Origin of the sequence: Pseudomonas sp. JAI111 (assembly GCF_024809425.1) — a bacterium.
Classification (GTDB): Bacteria; Pseudomonadota; Gammaproteobacteria; order Pseudomonadales; family Pseudomonadaceae; genus Aquipseudomonas.
Genome location: NZ_JANUCB010000009.1, coordinates 37,432 through 56,553, shown reverse-complemented (window position 1 = coordinate 56,553; position 19,122 = coordinate 37,432). Strand labels below are relative to the sequence as shown.

Genomic DNA, 19,122 nt, shown 5'->3' with positions numbered 1-19,122 from the left:
CGCCGATAGCGTTGTATGCAAGCGCCTTGCACCAACGAACTGCGGTAAATCATGCCGAACAATCTCGCTTCTATCGTTTCCTCCCTCTCCAACCGTACAAGCGTATCGTTGGCTCGGGCCTCTCTTTTCAAATTTGTGGGGTTACTGGCCGGTGTGTTTCTGCTGGCCAGCGTTTCACTGGTTTTTCTCGCCCGGGATTTAGACCGTACGGAGGAGGCCGAAAGTGCTTTCTACACGCAGAAAGCGGTGCAATCACTGGAAAAATCCCTGCGCCTGACTGTCAAGGATTACGCATTTTGGGGTGATGCATACAAGCACCTGCACACTCAAGTCGACCCCGATTGGGCCTTTGTGCGACAAAACGTTGGCTCCACGCTTTACGCGGATTTTGGCATCCAAGGCCTGTTTGTCGTCAATGACGTCAACCGCGCTGTCTATTCGGTCGTCAAAGGAGAGCTGAAATCCGTTGAGCTCGCCCAGTGGCTTGGGCATTCCGTTGACTCGATTCTCGACAAGGCTCGTGCGGGCGCGGAATCGGAAACGCCGACCACCGCCTTCGTCAATATTGGCGGCGTACCGGCCCTCGTCGCGGCCGCCGCTATTACACCGGGCACCGATCCGACCGTGACGGCGGATGACCGACTGCCGTCGGTGCTGATTTTCGTGGACATGCTGGAAGACGCCAAACTCCGGGCGATAGGCAACGATTTCGGGGTAAATGGCTTGCGTGTCGCCACCGCCGATGACGTTGGCTCGACGTCGCTCTTTGCCTTGGGCGATGACGGCACCGTCGGCAAATTGCATTGGATTTCGTCCCGACCGGGTCTGCGCTTGTTGGGAATAGGGTTGCCACTGATTGGCATCGCCGCGTTGTTGGTGTGCCTGATGACCTGGGTGATTTTGCGGCGCGCGACCGCAGCTGCGCTTGCATTGGATGCCAGCTACGCATCGTTGCAGAAAAGTCAGGACGCCCTTGCCACCAGCGAAGCGCGTTTTCGCGATGTGGTTGAAGCCAGCTCGGACTGGGTCTGGGAAATCGATGCGAATTGGCGCTTCACCTATCTGTCGGAGCGATTTGAAGCCGTCACCGGGCTCTCTATGAACGCCTGGATTGGTGCGCCAATGGATGATCTGCTGGGTACTGAATCAGGCACATTGTCTCAGTGGCTGAGCCTCCCGAACCGGCGTCCCGATATCACTATCCAGTGTCGCTACGTGGATCCACAGGGGTGTGAGCGAATCACTCGTCTCTCGGCCCGAGACATGCCCTGTAAAGGGTTCCGGGGTACAGCCACTGATGTGACGGAAGAAGTCGAAGCCCGTCGACGCATCGAGTTCCTGTCCCAGCATGACTCCCTGACCGGGCTTCCCAACAGGACACGTCTGCAGGAGTTTCTTGACGGTAAACTCAAGGCAATGCCAAGCGAAGATTCACCGCTGGTCATGCTCAGCCTGGACCTGGATCGGTTCAAACCGGTCAACGACTTACTTGGGCACGCAGCTGGCGATCTTGTTCTGAATGAAGTGTCGAGCCGCCTGGCTGATTGTGTACGCCACGGCGACCTTGTCGCCCGGGTCGGCGGGGATGAGTTTGTGCTGATCCTCACCGACGTCAGTTCCCAGGACGAAGTCGAGGCACTCTGTCACCGCCTGATCGAATCCATCGAGCGGCCGGTCGCGATCGATGAGCAGGAAGTGTTTGTCAGCGCCAGCATCGGCATCGCAATGGCGCCAAACGACGCAAGCAAAGCGGCCGAACTGCTGCGTTATGCGGACATTGCTCTGTACGAGGCCAAGGCCGCGGGTCGTAACACCTGGCGTTTTTATGCCGGTGATATGAATGCCAAGATCATTGAGCGTCGTCGTCTGGAAAACGATCTGCGTTTCGCGATCAAGCACGGCGAACTGCGGCTGCATTTCCAGCCCCGCTATCGGATTGCCGACGGAAAAATGGTCGGCGCCGAAGCCTTGGTACGCTGGAAACATCCCGATCACGGCTTGATACCGCCCGACACCTTCATCCCCATTGCCGAAGAGTCAGGGCTGATACTCGCCTTGAGCAACTGGGTGCTCAATACCGCCTGCACAAGCGCCGCGCAATGGCCGGAGAGTCTGTTCGTCTCCGTCAACCTGTCACCGACCGAGTTCAAACAGGGCAATCTGGTCGAGCGCATTCAGCAATCGCTCGACGACTCTGGCATCGACCCCGCCCGCGTAGAGCTGGAAATTACCGAGAGCGTCATGCTCGAAGATGCTTCGGGCGCGCTGGAAATCATGCGCACTCTGAAACGTCTTGGCGTGCGCATAGCGATGGACGATTTCGGCACCGGGTATTCTTCGCTGAGCTACCTGCGCGCGTTTCCTTTCGATGGCCTGAAGATAGATCGCAGCTTTTTGAACAGGCTTGATGAAAGCGAGGATGACAAAGCAATTATCCAGGCCATCGTCGGCCTTGGGCGTGCACTGGCACTCACCGTGACGGCGGAGGGCATCGAAACCGCTGAACAACTGAAGTTGCTCAAAGCGGTGTCATGCGATGAAGGTCAAGGCTACTTCCTGAGCAGGCCACTGGATGTCGAGGCGTTCAATACCTTGGTCGGCGTCAGGGAAAAAGAAGTCAGCCACAGCGATGTTTAATCCGAATACATGCTCAACCCCGTGGCTCCGCCACCATCAACAATGACTGCGGCACAGGACTTTGCGGGTGTTGCGGCTCCCGCAGAGTCGTCAACTGAAAACCGGCCATGTCCAGGGCATTGAGCCAACTGGACAGGGTGCGGAAATACCACGGCATCGGTTTCCATTGCCCCTTGAACCCGGCGAAAGTCTCCTCGCGCCAGCCGTCCTGATAGTCATCCCCTGCGGCGATCCACGGATGCAGCGTCTGGATCACCAGCGCGCCGCCAGGGGCGAGCAGGGTGTTCATGGCGGCGAGCAGCGGGATGATGTCCTGATGCAGCAGGGCGAAGTTGGCGCAGATCAGGTCGTAGTCGCGGCCTATGTCCACCGTCGAGTCCACCAACGCCTCATAACTCGCCACATGCACGGGTGAAGAACCCGCCGCCTGCGCTGCCTCGACCAGCGTCGCGTCGCCATCGACACCGACTGCCTCGATGCCCCGTTCAGCCAGTGCGCGCAGCAGCCAGCCTTCGCCACACCCCAGGTCCAACACCCGTTCGGGCTGGCGGCCCAGCACCGCGAGCAAGATGGCCTGGTCGGTGACCTGCAGTCGGCTTTCGATGGTGCCGCCGCGGATGGCTTCAATCCAGGGTTTGGCGTTGTGGTGCCAGCTTTGCAGAAGGTTGGATTCGGGGGCGGGCATGTCGGTGTCCAGAGTGGTTGGCTGGATACAGAATAGGACAAGCGCAGCTACTGAAGGCAACTGCGTTTGGTCTGTTTTGCGGACGGGCGAAGTAGCTCGGTTGGCGGCTCTACTAGAATGATCATTCACTCCCGATTCTGGAGAACCGAAATGGTCAGCAAAAACACGATTTGCCTGTGGTACGACGGCACTGCGCTGGACGCTGCGACGTTCTACGCCAAGACGTTTCCCGACAGCGTAGTGGGCACCATTCTTCGTGCGCCTGACGACTACCCGGCGGGCAAGCAGGGCGATGTCTTGACGGTCGAGTTCACGGTGATGGGCATTCCTTGCCTAGGTCTGAATGGAGGCTCGGGGGTCAAGCACAACGAGGCTTTTTCGTTCCAGGTGGCGACCGATGACCAAGCCGAAACCGACCGCTTGTGGAACGCAATCGTTGGCAATGGCGGCGCGGAAAATGTCTGCGGCTGGTGCCAGGACAAATGGGGGATCTCGTGGCAGATCACGCCTCGCGTCCTGACGGATGCGATCAACAACCCTGATCAAGCGGCGGCCAAGCGTGCATTCAACGCCATGATGCAGATGGGAAAAATCGACGTCGCGGCAATCGAAGCGGCTGTCAAGGGCTGACCCGCATGGCGAGGGCTTTGCCTCAGATATCCAGGTCAATCACGCAGGCGTCATCAAAGAGAGGGTTCTCATTGATGCCGTCCTTTGCATAGCCACGGGCATTGCACATGACGCGGGTGTTGCCGACCCGATAGTCAAAGCTCCCGTGGGTGTGACCATGTAGCCAGAGCGCCGGCTGCCACTCCTTGATGCGGGCTTCGAGGTCTGAAACGAAACTCGCGTTAATCGCAGAACGCTCGAAAAGCGGGCTGATGCTCAACCGTGTCGGCGCGAAATGCGAAACCACCACCGTGGGAATCGTTGGGTCCTGGCTGAAGCATTCTTCCAGCCAGGCAACGGTCTGCAAGAAAATCAGTTGGGACACTGCCGGGGTGAACGGATCCTCGAAATCGGGTGAGATTTTTATATGGGTGAAGTCCCGGATCACGTTCGTCGCCATAGCAATCCCGTGGGCCCGCTCCTCTGGGTCATCGAACAGACGATAGTCTGACCACAAGGTGCAGCCCAAAAACCGCACGCCTTTGTAGATGTACTGCGAGCGCTCCAGCACGTGGATCTGCGTGCCTTGGGTCAAGCTTTTGAACTGCGCGAAGGTCGAGATCAGGTCACTGCCATAAAACTCGTGGTTGCCCGCCACATACACCACCGGTGCAGGGCAGGCTCTGGCCCAATCAATGGCCCGTGCCGGGCGGGAGATATCACCGGCGAGCACGACAATGTCGGCATCCACATCGGGAAAGGGGATTGCGTTGACGGACAAGTGGATGTCGGACAGCAAGGCGATGCGCATCGATCAACTCCTGACTGATGTGAAGGGCAGCCTGTGCAAGTTACGCGTTCGTTGTTGCTGGCGACAAGTGTGGCGATGCGGGCGATCCCGATCGAACGACCGCCACTGGACGTTATCGCGCCAACTGATCCACCAACTCAGGCGTCACATAGTGCGGCCCATCGAACAGGTACAGCGGATAACCGTTATACGCTGCCATTTGCGGCTTGAGCTCGGCGGCGGTTGCGGAGCGAAATCCGCCGCCGAAGCGGGGGCGGAAGGCTTCGACGATGATTCGCACGCGGTCTTTGCCCAGGCGTTGGCTCAGCGCGTCGGCGTAGGTTTTGGCCACCGGGGCGGTGCGGGCGTAGACGCCGACGCCGTCCTGGAAGAACACGCCGATGTCATTCGGTAGCCATTGCTTGAGCCAGTCGGCGGTGGCGGCGGGGCCGATGTTGGCGCCGTCGTACACGCTGATCCACAACGGGCGCGGCAGCTTGGCCAGCAGGGCGGGGAGTTCTTTGGCGCGGGTCCAGCTGGGGTCGACTTCGGCGGGGAAATACCAGCCGGTGACGTGCAGCGGCGTCGGCAACTTGGCGATGCGCTCCGAGGTCGCGGCCAGTTGCTCGATGTTGTCCCGTGAGCGGTTTTCGCTGAAGTAACCCGCCAGTCCGACGATCACATCCTGCGCCCACGGTGCCTTGGCGATGCGTGCCCAGTCGGGCAGGACCGGTACGCTGGGCAGGCCGGTGCCGGGCACAAAGGCCTGGTCGTCGACAACCGTCCATTGCACCAGCAGCTCACGCGCGCCGAGTTTTTCCCAGTGACCATTGATGCCGACAGTCTTGTTGTCTGGCTGCCAGACGATGCCGACAACCCCTGGTTCCAGAGTCTTGTTGTGGGTCACATAGAGCATGCTGGTACCTGCACCGAGAGTGGCGGCGAACAAAAGTCCGGCTAGGGTTGCCCGGCTGACGGTGTAGCCAAGAATCTTCACGGCAGAGCCTTGTCGATGCGTTGATGCCATTGGCTCAGCGAAGTGACGCCCTTGGCGTTCCAGTTGGCGGCCGCATCCGGGCCGAGGTGGAACTGACCCTCGTTGAATTGCCAGACGATCACTTGCGGTTTGTGTTGGGCGAAATCCGCCGACTCCAGGTATTGCAGCAGCGTAGCCCACGGGCCGACGTCGCCGGGATTCCAGGTCAGCGCAACGGGACGGTCCAGGGCATTGGAAAGCTTTTGCGTAAAGCCCAGGTAAGGCTGGACAAAGCTGTTGCCGATGACTTGAACCGGCGCCGGTGCATCATCGATCAGCAAGTCGTTCTCGGCCTGATGGCGTACGGTGTAGATGTCGCGACCAATGGCCTTGCGCTTGACCGCCGGCAGGAAGTTACTCGCCAGGTCGCCGAAGGCGCGGCGTTCGAACCACTGGCCGAGCGCCGCGCCACCGCCGGGTTGACCTTGCAGGCGGTAACGCTCGGTGATCAGTTGTGCGGTGGCATCGGCGGTGTTTTCCGCGCTCCAGGCCGTCCAGTGGTAGTCGGCGCGGTAAAACGCGGTCTGCTGGCCAACCTCGGTGCGGAGCAGGATCGGCTTGATGTCCAGCGTGGTCAGGCCGGCGCGAGTCAGGTCAGCCTGCAAATGCTCATAACGCTGATTCACTGCTGCGCTCAGCGGCTGATCGGCGGGCAAGCGTTGGGCATAGAACGGCGCTTTCATGGGCACGACCAGTACGATCAGCCCGATGTGTTCGCGTTGCAGTTGCTGCTGGAGCGTTTTGACCAGCGCGATGTTGCGCGCCGTGCCGGCGTTGTCGACCTTGCTCAGGCTTTCCCAGGCCGGGAATAACCAGCCGCCGTCGCCGGTAATCACCGCCGAGGCCGCTTGAACGCTGGCGCCGGACAGGCTCAACAACAGGCCGGCGATCACGCCAGGAATCGACAGGCGAGGAGGGCGGCCAGCGGATTTCAATTGAAGGTTCATGGCGCGCTCTGGTCGACAAGGCCAATCAGGCGTGGCGCCTGGCGGGAGCCGACCAGGAACAGGCTGTAACGGTCACCGGCCTTGAAGGGCGCGAGCTTCAACGGCAGGCTCGCGGTTTCATTGCAGGAGGCAACCAGCGTCGCTTGCACCGGGTTGATCGTGCGCTGGGCCTGGCCGTTGAACGGCAACTGATTGAAAACAGGGGCGCCATTGGCCAGTTTGACCTCGGCCTTGTCACAACCGTTGGCCAGGTTGTAGACATTCAGTTCGGCGCGCAGGTCCTTGCCGCGCAACGGCGGGTCGATCACCAGGCGTGGCGCCCGTGTCGGGTCGCTGTCGAGGATCAACGTGACCCACGCGCTTTTCGGCGCGCTCAGCCCTTTGATCTCCTGACCATTGACGGTCACGTGCAGCGGCTGTCGCGAGTCCACCATCTGAAAAGCGCTGGCCACTGTGGCTTGCGCGGAAAGGGCGACGCTTGCGCCCTGGTCCACCCGCACTTGCTGGGCAGTGTCGGACGGATTGACCACGCGCAACCAGGCCGAACCTTCCGGCAGTTTTGGCGCATACAACTGGGCGATTTCAGAGGCGGCGTGCGCCCCCATCGGGAGCAGGCCAAGACCCAGCCACAAACACATTCGAACGTTCATGCAAGTCCTCAATAGGAGTAGGTCAGGCGCGCGAACACGCCTTCAGCGTTGTCTTCGCCCAGCACCTTCACACGGTATTGCAGGGAAAAATCCACGTAGGAGCGAGGCGCGTTGTACGCGTCTTCGCGGAACCAGTAACGCACGTTGTTGCCCACGCCAATGCCGCCGGCCTTGCCGGACGATGTGTGGTCGCTGCCGTCGGCGCCGGTCTCGCTGTTCATCTTCGAGTCGTAGTCGAACGCGGCCACCACATGCGGGAACGTCACCCAGCGCGAGCCCGCGCCGCCGATGGCGTAGCTGCGGCCCACCTGCCATTCGCTGTTGAAGTAGTTGCGCGAGGCGTTGACGTAATGACCGCCTTCGGCGTACAGCTGCGAGGTCCACCAGCTGTCGGTATCGACCCGCAGGTCGGTGCCGATGCTGGAGCCATAACCCAGACGCAGCAACCAGTCACCGTCGACATTCGATGAGCCCAAAGGGAAGGTGCGCTCGACGGCGGCCATCACGTTCAGCGAGGTGAACGGTTTGACCCGCACGCCCAAGGCGCCTTGCAGCGCATCGACGCCGGTATCCGAATCGCTGTTCTTGCTCCACAACGTGTCGGTGACGCGACCGTAGAGTTCGACAAAACGTGCGTTGCGGTAGCCCAGGGGACGCCAGGAAAGTTCGGTGCTGTTTTGCACGCTGTCATTGCTGGTACTGCCACTGCCACCGCTCGGGGCAGAACTCAGGCCGCTGCTGGTGCTGTTGCCGCGATAGCTGGTGGTGTTGGTCAAGCCCCAGGTGCGCGACACATCGGCCACCGCGCGACGGGTGTCGAACAACTGCTGCGGGGTCAGGTCCAGATCGCCAGCATTGGTCGAATCGATGACGCGCTTGAAGTAGGTGACGGCTTGTTCGTCGTCATTGACCCGCATCGCGTTGTAGGCCGCATCCTGAGTGGCTGTCGGCGAGAGTCGGGTCTGGGCATCGGCCTTGCGGAACGACTCATGGGCGCTGTCATCGTCGCCGGCCTGGACCGACAGGTAAGCGATTTGCAGCTCGCTCATCGATTCGAGTTCACCGGTGTCCCGCGCTTGTTGCAGCCGTTCGCGCGCAGTTCGGCGCTGGCCGATGGCGGCATACAGGCTGGCTTCTTCGTAAGCGGGCAGGCTGCCCAGTGCCAGGGCTTGAGTAAAGTCCTGGCGAGCCCCGGCATCGTCACCCGCTTGCTGACGCAGACGGCCGCGTTGGGCCAACAGTCGTGCGTCATCGCCAGTGATCTTGAGACCTTCGCTGGCTGCGGTGATGGCTTCGGGCACACGTTTCTGGTCGCTCAAGGCGCTGACCAGCAAACGGCGGTACGCCGGATTCTGCGGCGCACGGTCAATGGCCTGTTGCGCCAGGGCCGCTGCCGTTGCTGGGTCTTTGCGGGCCAGGGCTGCGTAAGCCTGGGTCGCCATGTCCGTGCCGCCGTCGCGCTGGTTGCCCGGCCAGATATCGCAGACCAGGCCGAAGGCCGTTTCCTGACAGTTCAAGGCCGGGGCAGGGAAGCGGGCACTGACGTTTGCACCGTTGTTTTTCTGGCGCAACGCCATACGGGCGGCGGTGCGTCGACGTGCTACTTCGCCGCCTTCATCGTCGGCCAGCGGTTGCAAGTGATCGAGCGCTTGCTGAGGCTCGCCATGGGCCAGTGCGGCGTCGGCGGCGAAGAAACGAATGTCGCGGGTTTCGGTTTCCAGCAAGCCGTCGATGGCCAGGGCGTGATTAAGGTCCGCCTGAGCGGCCTGGGTCTTGCCCTGACGATCAAGGGCATAGCTGCGCAGAATCCACGGAGCGATTTCCCCATCGTCCTGGGCCAATGCGCCGGTCGCGGCCTGTTCGGCGCCGCGGTAATCGTTGGCAGCGAGCAGGGCGCTGATCAGCAGTTGCTGGTTGGCGCCGATTTCCGGCGCCCAGGCGACGGCTTTTTGTGCCCGGTCCACGGCCACCGGTACTTGGCCTTGTTCCAGGGCGCGATAGCCTTCGACCGCCAGCGGTGCGGCCAGTTGACGACGAATTGCTTCGCGACGCATCAGCAAAGTATCGTCATTGGGGAAGACGGCCAAGGCCTGGGTGGTGGCTTGATCGGCGTCCTGCAAATGTTGCTGGCGCTGCAAGGATTCGATCAACAGCAGTCGATAATCCATGCGTTTGGGCGCTTGGGCGATGGCTTTGCGTGCCGCAATAGCCGCCGTGCCGAAGTCATCGCGATCATAGGCCTTGAAGGCCTGTGCCGCGGCGCCGAAGCCCGGAGCCTGGCGTGACGGCGAGTAGCTTTTGGGATGGTCGCGCAGCTCCTTGTCCCGTTGCGCCAGCGCAATCAGCGTATTCAAACGGGTGATGTCGGCGCGCTGACGCAGTGCTTCGCGGGCCTTGGCGATGGCCAGGTCGTAGTCTTTGCGTTCGTAGGCGCTGTAGGCCTCGTTGGCGGTGACATAGGCCGGGCCGGTCAATGGCAGCGGCAGGTTTTCGGCAAGGGCCAGCGCAGGTATCAGGCTCAGCCCCGTCGCCATGAGGGTCAACAAGGGGCGATTCATGCCGGAAGCTCCGCAGGGTAGTGGCTGTGTTGACGTGCCACGGCCTTTTCGATGATTTCGCGGGGCAGCACGCCGCTGTCGACCAGATAGTCGCCGATGCGTCCGTGACGTTGCGGGCGGTACTGCAACATGGCGCGGTCGAACACCTCGCGATCCAGCAGACCCATTTCGATCAGCAGGTCGCCCAACAGCGGCGCACGGGCATCCGGTACGGCCTGGCCGTCGCGCACGTTCAGTTGACGCAATTGCGCAACGATTTCACTTTCCCGGGCGATCAATTGCACTGGCTCGCTGCCCAGCTCATTGCTGATCTGTTGCAGACCTTCGGCTGGCAGTGGACTGGCCACGGCAATTTGCGCCAGGCCGTCTGCATTCAGGCCAAGCGGCACCACGCGCCAGCGCAGGGCGAATTCATCGTCGAGCGTCTGGTTGGCGTCCTCTGCCTTATTCGCTAGATCGAACACCCGGGGCAGGTCGTTCTGGAAGGCGATGGCTTCAGCCAGGGTCTCGTCATCCAGCCAACCGTTGCTGAGCAAAATACGGCCCAAGGGCATGTGCCGGGTTTTCTGTTCGGTGAGGGCGCTTTGCAGGTCGGTTTCGTTGATCGCCTGCCAGGACAGCAACACGCTGCCCAGCTTGCGCGGTGCGACAGCGACCAGGTCGGTGGACGGGAAGTCGTGCATGGTCTTGTCCCACACCAGTTTGCGGTTCATCACCTTGCCGACCAGGAACATGCGCCAGGCCCGTGAGGCGGCCATGAAGTTGACGAAGTTGCCGACGACCATGCGCGGAATGGACAGCAAACCATGCTGCCAGCCGTAGAGCACGGTGGTGAAGTAGCAGCGGTGGGCGATACGCCAGGCCAGTGCGGCACCGTTGGCCAGCAACAGGTATTTGATGAAGCCGTTGGTTTCAAACGGGGTCGGGAAACTCACGTCCCACAGACCGCTGTGACGCAGAATGATCAACGCCAGCAGCTGCACCAGAATCACATAAGCGATGATGCTGACGAACGCCGTCACCACGCCTTTGCGGTCACGAAACAGCAGATAACGGTTGGCCAGCGAGCCGTTCCAGCCCATTTGCTCCCAGCCTTGCAGGCCGATGCCAAGGGTCCAGCGAGCTTTCTGGCGGAACGCGGTGCGGAAGGTGTCTGGAAAGAATTCGCGCACACACAACGGCATTGTCAGGGTCGATTCGTACGGCTTGCGGAACCACGATTTGCGCAGCACGCGAAACTTGACCGGGAAGCGCACGAAGATCGCATTCATGCCGACCTTGGCCAGGCGTGCGCCAACGTCGTAGTCCTCGGTGAGGCTGTCGGTGTTGAACGGCTGGTTCTGGGTTTCCCCGGCCAGCACGCGCAACGCGCGGTGTGAAAAGCAGGTGCCGACGCCGGCAGACGGCACCGTGTCGGTCATGCTTTCACGCACCACCAAGTCCTTGCCGTGCCATTCGGCGAACTCGTCCATGTAGGTGCCGGCCACCCATTCGTACCAGTTGCGCTCCAGCGAAACCACAGGCAACTGAATCATGTCCTTGCGCGGCAGCAAGTAGTTGAACAGGCGCAATTCCATCGGATGCAGCACGTCTTCGCTGTCGTGCAGCACGACGCCGGCGAAGGTTATGCCGTGGGTTTTCTCGTGCAGGAAAATCGCCTGGATCACCCAGTTCAGGCAGTCGGCCTTGCAGGTCGGCCCGGCATGCGGGACTTCCACGCGATGCAACTGCTTGTAGCGCCGACGCATGCGTTCCACTTCATCAATGGTGCGCTGGTCGTTGATGTACGTGCCGACGAAGACCACATAGTTCTGGTAATCGAGGGTCGACACCATGTTCTCGATCATCGGCGCGATGACGTCGTATTCCAGCCACGCCGGGACCATGATTGCCAGGGGTTGTTCGTCCCTGGCCATCAGTTGCTCGGCGGTCAGCGGCCGGTACTTGCGGCCCACGGTGAACTTGCGAAACAGGCGGCGAGACCAGTACCACAGGTCAATGAACAGATCGTCAACCCCGGAGATCAGGATCAGTATCGCGACCACGATGGTCGAGAACTCCAGGAAACTGTAGTAGTGGGCCAGCCAGTAGGGCCAATAAAGCGACGTCATCGAAGGGTACCGTTATTGACGATTGCGACGGGCGTTACGGCCAGCCAACAACAGGATGAGGACCAACAGAATGCCGCCGGGAATCAGCCACAGCAGCGACGGCGTGCGCCAGGCATCGAGGCCTTTGGGTTCTTCGTTGTCGATCAGTTGGCTGCCACTCGGGTCCTGGGTATCGAAGGTGGTCAGGGTGCCGTTGTCACCGAGGATGGCGACGTCGCCGCGGCTCAGCAGAACCTGCTTGGCGAAGCGTGGCGCGTCGGCGCCCAGGGTGCGATAGACCAGACCGTGCTGGCTGCCGGCATCGACCACTTGCAACGAGGCCAGGTGGTTGAGGGGATGCACGTCCAGCAGCAGTTGATCCTTGTGATTGACGCGAAGGCGACCCTGGTCATCGACCAGCACCGACTCTTTGCTGTCCTTGATCGGCAGCTCGAACGCCAGGAAAGGCTTGTCCGGCGTGACCGAGTTTTTCGGGTCGGCGCTGACATTCAGATTTGCCCGCAGCGGCGAAACACCGGCGGCGTTGGCGACCGAAATCACCTGCGGCAAACTGCTTGCCGGGTGTTCGAGGTAGGCCTGTGGCACGAGGATTTGCGTGTCCATGGCAAAGCGCGCAGCCATGCCGGAGAAGTCATCACCCAGCGTGGTTTTTTCCAGCACGATATGGCTGGTCGGCAATACCGAGACCGGGAACGCCTGTGGCGTTTCCAGGCAGCGATCGCTGACAGGCTGGCGCTGGAACGACACGCGCAACACGTTGGTCGAGCCCAAGGCGTAACGCGGGATGCGCGCTTCGATGCGTTGCTTTTCACCGTTGGCCACCAGCTGTTGCGCGCCAATCAGGTAATCGTTGAGAAACAGCGAGGCCACCGGATCGGTGTCCGAGGCGCCGGGAGCGGCGGACACGTCGATCACTGCTTTCACAGGCAGGCGACCGTCGTAGGCTACGCTGCCCAGCGGGAACGAGGTGCTCCAGTCGGACTTGGCCAGCACGTCGATGGCGCCGGGGTTGCCGCCCAGGCGGGACAAGGCCACGCGGCCATCGGCGCTCAGTGGCAACTGGGCTTCGCTGACCGTCAATTGACGGCTGCGGGCCAGGGAGTTCCAGGCCGAGCTGAACAAGGCCAAGGCCTTGCCGGTCGCTTGCGGCGCGATCATCAGCACCGGGCGTGTGCCCAGCAGTGCCAAGCGCACATTGTCTGTGCCAGTGGCGGCCAGGCCTGCATTGATGTGCTGCGCACGCCATTGCGTGAAAGCGTTGACGGCGGAGGCGTCGAGGCCCTGGATCTGGCTCTGCAACGCGTCAAGGGCGTCATTGACGGCCTTGAGCAGTTGCGGGTCATTGATCGCCAGGTCAGCCTGGACGTTCGGGGTCTGGCCCAGCATCAGCAGTGCGCCGATTTGCGCCGGGTTCGCCAGGACCTGCGTGCCCTTGCCGTTCAGGCTGGCAAAGGCCGGGATCGCCAGCAGTTCGGCCGGGATGCGCAGGCCGCTCAGGTCAACGCTGTCCTGGAGTGCCGGGAAGGGCAGGATGCGGGCGTGCTTGCCGATCCGCTCCAGTGCCACACCGAGGCGCCAGGCGGCGTCGTAGCTTTCGGCGGACACCGTGCCCGGCGCAACCATGATTCCCGGTTTGCCAGGCAATGCTGTCCAGGCAGCACCGACGTCCTGCAAAAGGCTGGCGTCGTAGCTGTAGGTGAGGCGAGTGTTCGGTTCGATGCGCAATACGTTGCCGATGGCGCGTTCGTCTTCGCACAACACACGCGATACGACCGATGACCAGGCGACGCCCAGGCGTACCGAGCCGCTGTCTCGCGCTTTCTTGTCCACGCCTAGTATCGTGCTGGCATTGCCCTGAGGTTCGCTGAGCCCTTGCGCGCTCACCGGATAGCCATCCAGCGACAGCATCAAGGTGTTGCGGCCGCCTTCGCCATTGAGGTAGCTGGCGTCAAAATTGAGCGACGCATCCGTCAGCGGAACGCCCGCCGGCACCGGCAGATACAGTTCACGTCGCGAATCGGTGGAACCGAGGATGATCGGTGCGTCGATCCCCAGATCGCTCAAGCGAATCTCACGCTCTTGTCGGGTATCGGCGGTGAGCCGGTTGATCGCCTGGGTGAGCGGGCTGTCCGCGGCCAAGGCAAAGGTCGGCATGAGCGCGAGCAGGCTCACGCCACAGGCAAAGGCGCTGAGCGCACCCGTATGGATGGCAACGGAAGACTTCATTCAGGTAGATCTCGAGCTGATAAGGGGAGAAGTGATTTGGGTTACTGAGCGGTAAAAGCCGGGTGGTGTTTCTCGGCCACCGGCACTCCTGACGGCGAGTGCAGGAATTGAGGCAAAGGGCTGGCGACGATGAACTCATCGACCGGACGACCCATCAGGGCGTCGACAATGCGCGAACTGGCCAGGCCATCGCCGTAGGGGTTGGCCGCCAGGGAGCAGCGACGCCACAGCAGGTCGTCATCGAACAGCGCGTTGACGCCCTCGATGATCGAGTCCGGCGAGGTGCCGACCAGCCGCACGGTGCCGGCAGCGACAGCTTCCGGTCGCTCGGTCACATCGCGCATGACCAGCACGGGTTTGCCCAGCGACGGCGCTTCTTCCTGCACACCACCGGAGTCGGTCAGGATCACGTGTGCCCGTTGCATCAGGCGCACGAAGGCCAGGTAGTCCAGCGGCTGGATCAGGTGCACGTTGGGCAGGCCGCCCAGGTGTTCGGTGACCGGGCCCATGACATTGGGGTTCAAGTGCACCGGATAGACGATCTGGATGTCGGCACGCCGAGCCAGATGGCTCAAGGCCTTGCAGATATCGAGGAAGCCTTCGCCGAAGTTCTCACGACGATGCCCGGTTACCAGCAGGACCTTGCGGCCGCCCTGCAGGAAGGAGAATTGCTGGTCCAGGCTGGCACGCAGGTCAGCGTCCCGTTCGATGCGCTGCGCGGTCATCTGCAAGGCGTCGATCACCGTGTTGCCGGTCACGAACGTGCGCCCCTGAAGGCGTTCGTCGAGCAGGTTCTGCCGCGATTCGTGAGTCGGTGCAAACAGCATGTCCGCGCCGAGGTCGATGCAGCGGCGGTTCATTTCTTCGGGCCACGGGCTGTAGATATCACCGGTTCGCAAACCGGCTTCGACATGGCCGACCGGAATGCGGCGATGGAACGCAGCCATCGCGGCGACCATGGCCGAGGTGGTATCGCCATGTACCAGCACCCGATCCGGGCAGGTCGAGTCCAGCACCGGGTCAATCGCCGCGTAGAGCGCCGCTGTCAGCGAGTTGAGCGTCTGTTTCGGCGTCATCACATCGAGGGTGTAATCGGCTTTCAAGTCGAACAGATCCAGCACCTGTTTGAGCATGCTTTGGTGTTGGCCGGTGATGCAGATCTGCGAATCAATGCCAGGTTCTGCAGCGAGGGCTTTGACCAAAGGCGCCATCTTGATGGCTTCTGGACGGGTACCGAAAATCGATAGGATTTTAATCCTGGATTGATGACGAGCGATGATGCCCTTCCTCGCGCAGATTTATGCGCAGCGAAATAGCTGGTCCGAGTTTATTAAAACTTGAACAAGCTGGCGTTATTTGGGGGTTAGTTGAAACCGGAAAAGTCAGCCTGAGGGCTAATGTTCACTTCATGTGAGAAGGGTATGACGCCTTAAGAACCCGGTGGCGGGCGGATTATTAGCACCTATGTTCAATATTTAAAAGTGTTAAATGCACTATTTAATTTAATAAATAAGTTTGAAACTTTTTATATTTACGCCCGGTCTGTGTTGGTTTTGCTAATTTCCAGTGGGGCGTCTAGCAGTAGCTGTTAATTTTATAATTCATTGATTTTAAACGATATTATTTAATTTGTGTCCGTTCGTCAGTTCTGCTGAATTAATCATTAGGCTCTGTGGTCGCGGTTTTGGGTATCAGTCTCATAAGTTTCTGGTGGCGTGGTTGCTTTGGCCACTTTAATGACGCCTGAATATTGTCAGGCGCCATCGATAACATGGCGTCAACTAATGCGCGCTAGTAATAGTTGTACGTTCACTTGTTAAAATAGACGTTGTTAGAGAACTTGCCAGTGACGATCGGTCAGCCCGTTTCCAATCCGAAGCTCATTCCTGTTCTTCCAAATGATCAATGTGTTTGAAGCGCTCCACCAGAAAATCGATAAGGCTGCGCACTCGCGCCGACAAGTGCAATTGTTGCGGGTAGACGGCATAGACGTCGGCGCGAGTGGGGGTCTGATCCTCCAGCACCAGGCGCAGGCGACCGCTGCGTACATAGCGAGCGATGTCCCATTCGGCCCGAAGCAAAATACCGTGGCCTTCCAGCGCCCAGTTCAGGGCCACTTCACCGTCATTACAGCCCAACGCGCCACGCACCTTGATGTTTTGCGTGCGCCCACCGTTGGTAAAACTCCACACGCCGTAGGGTGTTTCGTTTTGCCGCAGGAAGATGCAGTTGTGTTGCTGCAGATCCGCGAGGCGCTTGGGCACACCGTGCTTTTCCAGGTACAGCGGCGAAGCGCAGAGCAGGCGGCGATTGGAGGCGATCTTGCGTGCATGGAAAGCGGCATCGGGCAGGGTGCCAAAACGAATGCCCAGATCAAACCCGTGCGTTGCCAGGTCGAGCGGGTGATCGCTGATTTCCAGCTGGATTTCCACCTCAGGGTATTGCGCGAAGAAGGCGCCGAGTGCCGGGCCAATATAACGGCTCCCGAATCCCAGCGAGGCGTTGACGCGGATCAGTCCCTTGGGCGTCGCCCGGCTGCTGCTGATCAACTGCTCGACCTCATCGATCTGGGTCAGGATGCGCGCGGCATGGGAAAAATACAGCTCGCCTTCCGAGGTCAGGCTCATCGAGCGCGTGGTGCGGTTGACCAGGCGAATGCCCAGCCGGGCTTCCAATGCGCTCAGGCGTTTGCTCACCGCCGGCGGAGTGACGCCAAGTTCCCGTGCCGTCGCCGCGAGGCTGCCTTTATTGGCCAGCAGGTAGAAAAATGACAAATCCAGGGTCTGGCTCATTCGTAACCTGTGTTCATGTATGTAGTGATTTTGAGTAACTCACTCCAGGTTACTCAGCAGCCAGTCGACGAAGCTTCGCGCCAGCGGATTGTTTTCGCTGTCGCGATGGGTCAACAAGGCCCAGTTTGGCCCGCGAATGGTGTCCTCCACCAAGGGTTGCAACAAGCCGTTGGCGCGCGCTGGCTGGCTCAGCAATTGACTGACCAGCGCGATGCCGAGCCCTGCGCATGCTGCGTCCAGCAACAGGCCAGGATCGGAGAAATTCAATCCCTGATCCTTCTGGCCGACATCAATCCCGGCCTCCACCGCCCAATGACTCCAGTCCATTTCCCGTTCGCCGTGAAGCGTGGTGCGTTGCTCGGCGGGCAGCACCAACAGGTCCGGGTGGCAGGCTGGGTAAAGGCGGTCGGCGTGCAGCACTTTGAAGCTGCATTCGGCCTGGGAACTGATGTCGTCGCGCACCGCGAGATCGATGGTCTGGGTGGTCATGTCCGGCACTTCATCGGTGCTGAAAATCCACAGGTCGACTTCCGGGTGCTGCCGGCGAAAATCCCCCAGCCGTGGCAGCAGCCAATGACGGGCAAACGTCGGCGTGGTGTTGAGCACCAGTTGATTGGGTTTCTGGTATTGCCCGAGGCGGCGAATGCCGACCGCCAATTGCTGCAACAACGCTTGGGTGGTGCTGAGCAAATCGTGGCCGGCATCGGTCAGGCTGACGCTGCGTCCACTGCGGAAAAACAGCGGCTGTTCCAGGTACGCCTCAAGCGTTCGAATCTGCTGACTGATCGCCGATTGAGTCAGGTGCAATTCGTCGGCGGCCTTGTGAAAACTGCCCAGGCGGGCGGCGGCTTCAAAGCCGCGAAGGGTGCTGAGCGGGGGCCAGTGCTTGAGCATATTGATAAGTTCCTCTAATCACTTTTCTGCAAAATCCATCGTTTGTTGGCCCGTTTTTACAGCCGTAGCATGCATGCCAAGACCGCCAAGGCAGTTTTGTTGAACACAATGGCTTAACTAAGGGGCTTTTTATCATGCAGCAGAACCAACTTCAAAACGGCGGCTGGTGGATGCCGGCCGAGTGGGTTAAACACACCGCGACCTGGATGGTCTGGCCGCACAACCGGGCACTCTGGGAGTCGGGTTTGCGCGTTACCTTGCCGTTGGTACAAGAAGATTTCGCTCGGGTCGCCAACGCCATTGCCCGTTTCGAACCGGTGAAAATGGTGGTCGATCCGTCTGCTGTCGCCAGCGCAAAAGCGCTGTGCGGACCCAACATTGAATTGATCGAAATGGCGGTGAATGACAGTTGGTGCCGCGACTCAGGCCCAAGCTTCGTCTGCCACCCGCAACACGGGATGGCCGGTGTGAGTTGGCGCTTCAACGCGTGGGGCGGCAAGTCGGCGCACGACCTGGATGAGAGCCTGGCGCGCCGCGCGCTCAATCACTTGGGGATGCAGTGCTTCGGCACACCTTTGAGCAATGAAGGCGGGGCGATTCATGTCGACGGCGAGGGCACGCTGATTACCACCGAGTCGGTGCTGCTCAATCCCAATCGAAATCCGGGCATGACCAAGGCTGAAATCGAAGAGATCTTCACCCGCCTGCTGGGCGTGAAGAAAACCATCTGGCTACCGGGTGATCCGGATTACGTGACCGGCGACATGACCGATGGCCACGTCGATGGCGTCTGTGCATTCGCTCGTCCTGGTGTGCTGCTGGTGGACGCCACCCACGACACGCAATCGGTGTATGCCGAGGTCGCCCGGGAAAACCGTCGTGCGCTGGAACTGGCCACCGATTCCAACGGCCGACGGTTCGAGCTGATCGAGTTGTATGAAGCCAGCGAGGCCGTGGACAGCGACGCCGAGGTGTTCTGCGCCTCGTACACCAATTTCTACATCGCCAATAACGCGATCATCATGCCGGCCTATGGCATCGATGCCGACCACGCGGCGGCCGAGGTGTTGACTCATGCCTTCCCGGGGCGCGAGGTGGTGCCGGTGCGGATCAACCATCTGGCGCATGGCGGCGGCGGGGTGCATTGCATCACCCAGCAGCAGCCGGCCTGGCCGGTGGAGGGTTGA

14 protein-coding genes are annotated in these 19,122 nt (G+C 60.7%); 3 read left to right on the top strand and 11 right to left on the bottom strand.

Features of this window, described 5'->3' with window-relative positions; genetic code table 11:
* Nucleotides 1-51: 51 nt before the first annotated feature.
* A complete protein-coding gene (locus HNR03_RS24210; protein WP_259156257.1) occupies nucleotides 52-2,637 on the top strand; it encodes an EAL domain-containing protein in 2,586 nt (861 codons plus the stop codon).
* A 13-nt stretch (nucleotides 2,638-2,650) separates the two neighbouring features.
* On the opposite strand, the gene HNR03_RS24205 is transcribed toward HNR03_RS24210, so the two are convergent.
* Nucleotides 2,651-3,322: a bifunctional 2-polyprenyl-6-hydroxyphenol methylase/3-demethylubiquinol 3-O-methyltransferase UbiG gene (locus HNR03_RS24205; RefSeq protein ID WP_259156256.1), complete on the bottom strand. Its 672-nt coding sequence runs from the start codon at nucleotides 3,320-3,322 to the stop codon at nucleotides 2,651-2,653.
* A gap of 150 nt (nucleotides 3,323-3,472) precedes the next feature.
* On the opposite strand from HNR03_RS24205, the gene HNR03_RS24200 reads away from it, so the two are divergent.
* Nucleotides 3,473-3,952 (top strand): VOC family protein, encoded by a 480-nt coding sequence (locus HNR03_RS24200; RefSeq protein ID WP_259156255.1) that lies wholly within the window; start codon nucleotides 3,473-3,475, stop codon nucleotides 3,950-3,952.
* Between the two features lie 22 nt (nucleotides 3,953-3,974).
* On the opposite strand, the gene HNR03_RS24195 is transcribed toward HNR03_RS24200, so the two are convergent.
* From HNR03_RS24195 to HNR03_RS24150, 10 genes are all read right to left on the bottom strand, one after another.
* A complete protein-coding gene (locus tag HNR03_RS24195) occupies nucleotides 3,975-4,742 on the bottom strand; it encodes a metallophosphoesterase (protein ID WP_259156254.1) in 768 nt (255 codons plus the stop codon).
* Nucleotides 4,743-4,854: 112 nt separating this feature from the next.
* Nucleotides 4,855-5,637 (bottom strand): hypothetical protein, encoded by a 783-nt coding sequence (locus HNR03_RS24190; RefSeq protein ID WP_405046087.1) that lies wholly within the window; start codon nucleotides 5,635-5,637, stop codon nucleotides 4,855-4,857.
* Between the two features lie 77 nt (nucleotides 5,638-5,714).
* Nucleotides 5,715-6,704, bottom strand: a complete 990-nt coding sequence (locus tag HNR03_RS24185) for an alginate O-acetyltransferase AlgX-related protein (protein ID WP_259156252.1) — start codon at nucleotides 6,702-6,704, stop codon at nucleotides 5,715-5,717.
* Entirely contained in the window at nucleotides 6,701-7,354 is a 654-nt protein-coding gene (locus tag HNR03_RS24180) for an alginate O-acetyltransferase AlgF (RefSeq protein ID WP_259156251.1), read from the bottom strand. Before HNR03_RS24180 ends, HNR03_RS24185 begins: the two co-directional genes overlap by 4 nt.
* Before the next feature lie 8 nt (nucleotides 7,355-7,362).
* Nucleotides 7,363-9,912: an NfrA family protein gene (locus HNR03_RS24175; RefSeq protein WP_259156250.1), complete on the bottom strand. Its 2,550-nt coding sequence runs from the start codon at nucleotides 9,910-9,912 to the stop codon at nucleotides 7,363-7,365.
* Complete coding sequence (locus HNR03_RS24170; RefSeq protein ID WP_259156249.1) at nucleotides 9,909-12,023, bottom strand: glycosyl transferase family protein; 2,115 nt, start codon at nucleotides 12,021-12,023, stop codon at nucleotides 9,909-9,911. Before HNR03_RS24170 ends, HNR03_RS24175 begins: the two co-directional genes overlap by 4 nt.
* Before the next feature lie 12 nt (nucleotides 12,024-12,035).
* Complete coding sequence (locus tag HNR03_RS24165; protein WP_259156248.1) at nucleotides 12,036-14,249, bottom strand: cellulose biosynthesis cyclic di-GMP-binding regulatory protein BcsB; 2,214 nt, start codon at nucleotides 14,247-14,249, stop codon at nucleotides 12,036-12,038.
* A gap of 41 nt (nucleotides 14,250-14,290) precedes the next feature.
* A complete protein-coding gene (wecB, locus tag HNR03_RS24160; protein WP_259156247.1) occupies nucleotides 14,291-15,460 on the bottom strand; it encodes a non-hydrolyzing UDP-N-acetylglucosamine 2-epimerase in 1,170 nt (389 codons plus the stop codon).
* A gap of 669 nt (nucleotides 15,461-16,129) precedes the next feature.
* Nucleotides 16,130-17,041 (bottom strand): LysR family transcriptional regulator, encoded by a 912-nt coding sequence (locus HNR03_RS24155; protein ID WP_259156246.1) that lies wholly within the window; start codon nucleotides 17,039-17,041, stop codon nucleotides 16,130-16,132.
* Between the two features lie 39 nt (nucleotides 17,042-17,080).
* Entirely contained in the window at nucleotides 17,081-17,935 is an 855-nt protein-coding gene (locus HNR03_RS24150) for a LysR substrate-binding domain-containing protein (protein ID WP_259156245.1), read from the bottom strand.
* 134 nt (nucleotides 17,936-18,069) lie between these two features.
* On the opposite strand from HNR03_RS24150, the gene HNR03_RS24145 reads away from it, so the two are divergent.
* A complete protein-coding gene (locus tag HNR03_RS24145) occupies nucleotides 18,070-19,122 on the top strand; it encodes an agmatine/peptidylarginine deiminase (RefSeq protein ID WP_259156244.1) in 1,053 nt (350 codons plus the stop codon).

Bases quoted from the DNA above. Each gene is read 5' to 3' on its own strand.
- HNR03_RS24210 (WP_259156257.1), top strand. From the start codon at position 52: ATGCCGAACAATCTCGCTTCTATCGTTTCCTCCCTCTCCAACCGTACA.
- HNR03_RS24205 (WP_259156256.1), bottom strand. From the start codon at position 3,322: ATGCCCGCCCCCGAATCCAACCTTCTGCAAAGCTGGCACCACAACGCC.
- HNR03_RS24200 (WP_259156255.1), top strand. From the start codon at position 3,473: ATGGTCAGCAAAAACACGATTTGCCTGTGGTACGACGGCACTGCGCTG.
- HNR03_RS24195 (WP_259156254.1), bottom strand. From the start codon at position 4,742: ATGCGCATCGCCTTGCTGTCCGACATCCACTTGTCCGTCAACGCAATC.
- HNR03_RS24190 (WP_405046087.1), bottom strand. From the start codon at position 5,637: ATGCTCTATGTGACCCACAACAAGACTCTGGAACCAGGGGTTGTCGGC.
- HNR03_RS24185 (WP_259156252.1), bottom strand. From the start codon at position 6,704: ATGAACCTTCAATTGAAATCCGCTGGCCGCCCTCCTCGCCTGTCGATT.
- HNR03_RS24180 (WP_259156251.1), bottom strand. From the start codon at position 7,354: ATGAACGTTCGAATGTGTTTGTGGCTGGGTCTTGGCCTGCTCCCGATG.
- HNR03_RS24175 (WP_259156250.1), bottom strand. From the start codon at position 9,912: ATGAATCGCCCCTTGTTGACCCTCATGGCGACGGGGCTGAGCCTGATA.
- HNR03_RS24170 (WP_259156249.1), bottom strand. From the start codon at position 12,023: ATGACGTCGCTTTATTGGCCCTACTGGCTGGCCCACTACTACAGTTTC.
- HNR03_RS24165 (WP_259156248.1), bottom strand. From the start codon at position 14,249: ATGAAGTCTTCCGTTGCCATCCATACGGGTGCGCTCAGCGCCTTTGCC.
- wecB (WP_259156247.1), bottom strand. From the start codon at position 15,460: ATGGCGCCTTTGGTCAAAGCCCTCGCTGCAGAACCTGGCATTGATTCG.
- HNR03_RS24155 (WP_259156246.1), bottom strand. From the start codon at position 17,041: ATGAGCCAGACCCTGGATTTGTCATTTTTCTACCTGCTGGCCAATAAA.
- HNR03_RS24150 (WP_259156245.1), bottom strand. From the start codon at position 17,935: ATGCTCAAGCACTGGCCCCCGCTCAGCACCCTTCGCGGCTTTGAAGCC.
- HNR03_RS24145 (WP_259156244.1), top strand. From the start codon at position 18,070: ATGCAGCAGAACCAACTTCAAAACGGCGGCTGGTGGATGCCGGCCGAG.